Origin of the sequence: Protofrankia sp. CiT1, assembly GCF_917627335.1 — a bacterium.
In the GTDB taxonomy this organism is placed as follows: Bacteria; Actinomycetota; Actinomycetes; order Frankiales; family Frankiaceae; genus Protofrankia.
The window spans coordinates 1-6363 of sequence record NZ_CAKJTP010000080.1 but is presented as its reverse complement, the minus strand read 5'-3'; the positions used below and the strand labels follow the sequence as shown (position 1 = coordinate 6363).

Annotated in this window: 5 protein-coding genes; 1 reads left to right on the top strand and 4 read right to left on the bottom strand. The window is 68.5% G+C overall.

Going from position 1 to position 6363, the window contains the following annotated elements:
* Positions 1 to 123 precede the first annotated feature (123 nt).
* On the top strand, positions 124 to 1878 hold the full coding sequence (locus MJ785_RS13860) for an ATP-binding protein (protein ID WP_239381239.1): 1755 nt from the start codon (positions 124 to 126) through the stop codon (positions 1876 to 1878).
* A gap of 173 nt (positions 1879 to 2051) precedes the next feature.
* On the opposite strand, the gene MJ785_RS13855 is transcribed toward MJ785_RS13860, so the two are convergent.
* The 4 genes from MJ785_RS13855 to MJ785_RS13840 all read right to left on the bottom strand — a co-directional run.
* A complete protein-coding gene (locus MJ785_RS13855) occupies positions 2052 to 3380 on the bottom strand; it encodes a hypothetical protein (protein ID WP_239381237.1) in 1329 nt (442 codons plus the stop codon).
* A 60-nt stretch (positions 3381 to 3440) separates the two neighbouring features.
* A complete protein-coding gene (locus MJ785_RS13850; protein ID WP_239381235.1) occupies positions 3441 to 4766 on the bottom strand; it encodes a sensor histidine kinase KdpD in 1326 nt (441 codons plus the stop codon).
* Positions 4763 to 5419, bottom strand: a complete 657-nt coding sequence (locus tag MJ785_RS13845) for a response regulator transcription factor (protein WP_239308189.1) — start codon at positions 5417 to 5419, stop codon at positions 4763 to 4765. Before MJ785_RS13845 ends, MJ785_RS13850 begins: the two co-directional genes overlap by 4 nt.
* Positions 5420 to 5558: 139 nt before the next feature.
* The coding region (locus MJ785_RS13840; RefSeq protein WP_239381233.1) for a M56 family metallopeptidase at positions 5559 to 6363 on the bottom strand (805 nt) is incomplete at its 5' end.

Below are 6363 nucleotides of genomic sequence, written 5' to 3'. Positions count from 1 at the left end.
GATCCACGCCCCTATTGCCGGGCGCTCTTACCCGGACACCCCGATGCCTGTCCTGGAGCCGGGTAGCTCGCCGCTCTACTTGCTGAAGTGGTAACTTGGCAAGCAAGTAGGTGAGCAAGTCTGGTGGGCCGGGGGGAGGCAGCGGTGGAGCTGGACGCGATTGTCAGGCGGCTGCGGTCGGCCGGTGGCGAGTTGGAGGACGTCGAGGTCAAGCGGGCCGCAGGGGGCCTGCCGCGGAGCGTGGCCGAGACGATGTCCGCGTTCGCCAACTCCCGGGGCGGTCTGCTCATCCTCGGGCTCGATGAGTGCGCCGGATTCAGCCCTGTCGACCTCGGCGATCCGACGGCGCTGCGGGACGAGGTGGTCGCGGTTGCCCGCGGAAAGATCACGCCGCCGCTGGCGCCGAGCGTGGAGCTCGTGCCATTCGAGGGCGCTGTCCTGGTGGTCACCGACATCGACCCGCTGCCACCGGCGCAGCGACCCTGTTACGTCACCGCCAGGGGCCTCTACAACGGCGCGTTCACCCGGATCGGTGACGGGGATCAGCGGCTGACGCCGTACGAGATCGACCGGCTGCGGGAGAACCCCGGGCAGCCCCGCTGGGACGAGGAACCGGTTCCGGAAGCGACGGTTGACGATCTGGACCGGGGTGCGGTCCTGCGTCTGGTTGAGGTCGCGAGCCGTAATTCGCCGCGGGCGTTCGCCGGGTTGAGTGAGCCTGACGCGCTCGTTTCGCTGGGCGTTCTCGTGGCGCACAATGGATTGCTCGTGCCGTCGCTCGCGGGGTTGCTCAGCGTCGGCAGGTATCCCCAGCGGTTCTTCCCGCAGCTGATGGTGTCGGTGGCGGTCTACCCGCATGAGGACGGCAGCCGGCCGGGGCCGGGGGGGGTTCGGTTCCTGGACAGTGCCGCGGTCGGCGGGAACGCCCCGACGATGGTGGCCGACGCGATGCTGGCGGTGCAGCGCAACCTCCGCCGGGCCAGCCGGATCGTCGGTGCCGGGCGTGAGGACATCTGGGAGATCGCGCCTGAGGTGATCCGGGAAGTCGTCGTCAACGCGCTTATGCACCGCGACTACAGCCCGCAGGCCCGCGGCACCCAGGTCCAGGTGGAGCTGTTTCCCGACCGGTTCACCGTCACCAGTCCCGGTGGGCTGTTCGGCAACGTCCGGCTGGAGACGCTGGGGGAGGCCAGCACCTCATCATCCCGCAACGCCCGCCTCGCAGCCCTGCTGCAGGAGACCGGCGACCCGCTCACCGGACGTCCGGTGGCCGAGAACCGCGGTTCGGGCGTCGGTGCGATGATCAGTCAGGTCCGGCGCGACACCGGGCTGGTCCCGCTGTTCAGCGACAGCCTCGACTACTTCCGCGTGACCATTCCGCGGACCTCTCCCGTCACCCCCGAGCTGCGCGCCTGGGCAGCACGGCTCGGCCGGGGCGAGAAACTTTCGGAAGCGCAGCTCGGCGCACTCGCGCTCGCGAAGGCGGGCTACGACATAGACGTGGCCCTGCTGCGCAGGTTGGCTCTGAGCACCGCGGATGCGCGGCGTGAGCTGGGCCATCTGCGCGACCTCGGAATTCTGGTCCCACGTCGGGCCCGGGAGGACGGCGCGTTCCGGCTCGCCTCAGGCCTGCTCGGGACGGTGGCCAGCCAGGCGGCGACAACGCGGCTGGGCCGGCCGGGCACCGGCCTCGCGGACCGCATCCTCGTAGCCCTCGCCGGCACCGATTCAGCCAGCCGGGAGGAGCTGCAGGCGATGGCGGGCGCGAGCCGGAGCGCGGTTGCGAAAACGCTTGGCGCTCTCCTCTCGGGCGGCCAGGTCGAAGCCACCGCGCCGCTGCACAGCCCGTACAGGCGCTACCGGCTCGCCCAGCCCTGAGAGCGCGTTTGAGATCGTCATTCCGGCTCACTGATCGAAAGCCCGATCTCAAACACGCTCTGGGAACCTGTTCCGCGCCGACCACTAAGCCGGGGGCGGAGGTGGCGCTTCGCCCGATCTACCAGACAGTCAGCTACCTACCGCGACGAATCGCTGTACGGAAAGGTTCACGGTCATTCGGGGCCGAGCGCGGTGAGCAACGCGGTTAGCGCGGTCCTCTCGCCGTCCGTGTTGGGACTCGTCGCTCGGAGTGCGCGCAGCACCGTATCGATTTTTCCATCGATCTTGGTCCAGGTGGCTTTGTCCTTCGGTTTCAGGCGCGCTTCGCCTTTGTCCCATTCGGTTTCGAGATCAGTGATGCGGGCCGTGGCGCCAGACTGGTTGCCGGCGTTCAGGAGATCCAGCGTGTCCTGTGTGATTTTTCGGAACTTCGAGAGGTCGCCGAGGGGCGAGGACTGTGCTGTCTGGCCCCTGCTGGGGACCGGCTGTACTATTTGGTTCCCGAAGGAGGCCGGCTGCGTTGGCTGGCCCTCGAAGGGGGTCGGCTGCGTGACGGGAGCCGAGTCTGACGTGTCTGCTTGAAGGGAGGACTTGCGCAGGAAGTATCCCGTCCCTGCGGTAGCAAGAACAAGTGCCACGACGATGACCGTTTGCCACGGTCCTCCTCGTCGCACGGTCTCGTCAGTATCAACAGCAGACGCACTCGGGATGACATCGGCTTTCGTCACCGAGAAATAAATGACGATGCCGAGAATGCCGGCCGAAAAAATGAAGCTCGTCACCGTCGCACCCAGGCCCAGGCCACCCTCGCCTGGTGACTGGGAGAGGTAGTCACCGATCGACGCTCCAAGCGGGCGGGTCATGATGTAGATGATCCAGAAGGAAAGAATCGGGTTGAGCCCGAATCGCCACCCAATCGCCATGATGGCGATCAGCGATGCCACGATGATTCCTGTCATCAGGTAGCCGATCCCGAGCACCTCGGCCATGAGATCGCCGGTTGCCGTACCGAGCGCGAAGGTGACGAGAACCGTAAGCCAGTAGAATGCTTCTCGTCGTCTGGTGAAGATGGAATGAATGGAGAGTGTCTTCTCGGTCAGATACCATGCGAGGAAGGAGAGACCGAGAAGGGCACCGAAGATCAGGGTGCTTGTTTCGAGCGGCACGCCGACGCTGTCCGTGAGGTTATCGGTCACCAGTGTGCCGAAGACGCTTACGAGCGCCACCGTCAGCCAGTATATGCCCGGTATGTAGCGGTGCGTTCTGAACTGGAAGATCAGCGCGATGGCGAGCAGGACGCCGGTGACGACGGATGTACCCGTCAGGCCAAGGTTCAGGTTGACGTTGAGGAAGTCGGCGGCCGATTCACCAACTGTCGTACAGAGCACTTTGATGATCCAGAAGTAGATGGTGACTTCTGGGACTTTGCTGAGCATCTGCCGGCCTCGCAACGATGCCGGGGAACTGTCGTCGTTCACGGCGAGGCGCGTAGGAGTCGTCATGCTGCCACGGTGGCCCAGCAGGCCTGAACAAATCCTGACCACATCGGCGTCAGCGGCGTGTCACGCTCCGGGCAGCGACAGCTCGACAGCCGCGCCGGGCCCGCCGTCGAAAGCCCGTACGCTCCCGCCGGCAGCGGCTGCGAGGCGGTGGACCAGCGCCAGTCCAAGCCCCGCCCCGTCGTGGCCGTCGTGCGGGTCCGCGCGCCAGCCCGGCTCGAACAGGTGCGCCGCCGTGTCGGGGCCAAGCCCGGGCCCGTCGTCACGGATGTCGATGCGGAGCTGGCCGGCGACGACCCGTGCCACCACGTGCACCTGGGTGTGTGCGTAGCGGCGGGCGTTGTCCAGCACCGGCGACAACATCCGCTCGAGCAGGCCGGCATCCACCCCCGCAAGCGTGCTGGCGGGCACCGACATCACCAGTTCCGGCGGGGCGCTCCACCGCCTGGCAAGTCCTTGCAGCACCTCGCCGACGTCGCACCGGTCGGGCAGTCCACCAACGCCTGTGCGGGCGGCGGCCATGAGGGTGTCGAGGATGACCGTCATCCGGTTCGCCGCGTCGGCGATCGGGGGCAGTGCCCGGTCGAACTCGGCCACTTCGCGTGGCCGGCTCTGCAGCAGGCTGAGCTCGGCGACCATGGCGGCCAGCGGGGTACGCAGTTCATGTGACAGGTGATCGCTGAACGCCTGCTCGTGGCGCAGAACCGCGCTGACTCGGTCCAGGAGACTGTCGAGCGTCGCGGCGAGCCGGGCGAGTTCGGCCGGTCTGGGCGCGGCTCCGAACCGGTGGTCGGAGGCATCCGCGCTCCACCGGCCTGCCTGCTCGGTCATCTCCTCGACCGGGCGCAACGCACGGTCAGTGCTGACCCGTATCACCAGGTATACGCCGACGAGCAGGAGCAGCGCCAGCAGCAGGCTGCCGACGACAGCGATCTTCTCGGTCTGCCGGTAGGGGGCCAGCGACAGGCTGACGACGACGGTGGCCGCCTGCCGGCCCTGCAATGTCACCGGCAGCGCGAACAACCGGACCGGAGAGGCGCCACCCGTCGTCACTGTCCGTTCGCCCATGCCGGTCAGGGCGCTGGCTTGGCCCAGTAACGTGGCCCCGCCGGGTGGCTCCTCCACCGCGCGGCCACCCGCGAAGATCCACGTTCCGGTATCGATCGCGCTGTCATCGCGTACATCACGGATGGAGACCGCACCGCCGGTGAAGACCTCGACGGTGCTGGCGACAGCCTCTGCCCGTGTCCGCAGCACAGTGTCGGCCTGCTGCCGCAGCTGCGCGCTGAGCGCGGCATTGAACGCCACGGTCAGCGCCGTGAGCCAGCCCGCGGTGGTCACGACCGCCACCACCGCGATCCGGCCCCGCAGCGTCGAAGGCCCTCTCACGTGAACTGGTACCCGACACCATGGACAGTCGTGATTGCCCGCGAATCGTCCACCAGCGCCAACTTGCGGCGAAGCTTCGCGACATACTGATCCAGGGTGTTGTCGTAGACGATCGCCCCGGTGGGCCAGCCCGCGTCCACCAGCTCCCGCCGCCTCACCACCTCGCTGGGCGACGCCATCAACCGGGCAAGGACTCGGTACTCCGTCGGGGTCAGACGCACGTTCGTGGTCGCGCCGGCCAGTACATGGCCGCGCGGGTCCAGACGCAGACCGCCGGACACCGAGACGGGCGCGGGCCTGGCCCGTCTCAGCAGGCTCCCCAACCGGGCCACGAGCTCAGCAAAGTGGAACGGCTTCGCGACGTACTCATCGCCGCCGGCCGCGAAACCCGAAACAAGGTCGGTGATATTCCCCCTCGCGGTGAGGAACAGTACCGGGACGTGCACACCACGCGCGCGCAGGGCCTGACACACATCCCGGCCGTCAGAATCCGGCAGGCCCACGTCCATCACGACCACGTCGAAACCGCTGTCGTCGGCGAACCGCGACAGGGCGGACGACCCGTCGGCCACCGCGGTCACGACCGCGCCCTGTTCACGCAGGCCGCGAGCAAGGACGCCGCGCAACGCCGGGTCGTCCTCCACGATCAGCACCCGCGATCCCTCCACAGCCGCCAGTATGCATACGGCGACGCCGGCGCAAGAGCGCACGGTAACAGGGGCGTGGATCAAGGAATAGGGCTGGGGTGCGCGCATCGCGAGGCGGAGGACGGAGCCACCCTGCTTGTTCCGATCAGGAACGGATCGCGTTTTCGGCGGCTTCGAACAGCTCGTTGACATCATGTCCGGCTTTCAACGCGCATGCGGCGGCCATGGTCAGCAGGAGCAGCGGTACGACGGCGGGGGCCCAGCGTCCTCGGGGCGGCGGTGCCAGTAACGCCTCGATCCGGGCGGAGACCTGCCCATCGGTGAAACCCGCCGCGGTGAGGGCGCTGTCGTGCCGGGCGAGGGCAGCACGGGCGACGGCCTGCGCGGTCAGCCGTCGATCGCCGGTCGCGGCAGCGGCCGTCTCGTCCGCCCACCGCTCCAGAGCCTGGTCGCAGGCAGCCACCAGCGGCCGGGTCAGCGGGCAGGTCGCGGCGGCCAGCCGCACCGCGAACCGGAAGAGCCAGTGCGCATGGTCGAGGTGGCAGCGTTCGTGGGCCAGCAGCACCCGCTGTTCGGCAGGGGGCAACGCCTTGAGCATCCCGGAACTGACCACGATCCGTCCCGGCCAACCGGGCACCGCCACCGCGGCGGGGGTCGGATCATCAATGACGACGAGCGTCCCGGCGCATGCGGCGTGCCGGTAGGCGGGAAGCCAGCGGCGTGCCTCGACGGCCAGCCGCCATGCCAGCGTGCCGCACCCGGCCACTCCCACCGCGACGGCGACCCACGCCGCAACCGAAGCCGCCGGTGGTACCGGGTCGCCGGCGCCGACCAGGCTGGCCGACCAGCGGCCGAGCGCCGCGACCGGTGGCACCTGCCCGACCAGCAGGAGCGTCAGCAGACCGACGACCACGATCCACACCGCCGCGGTGCCGAGGGCGGCGGCGGCC

Bases quoted from the DNA above. Each gene is read 5' to 3' on its own strand.
- MJ785_RS13855 (WP_239381237.1), bottom strand. From the start codon at position 3,380: ATGACGACTCCTACGCGCCTCGCCGTGAACGACGACAGTTCCCCGGCA.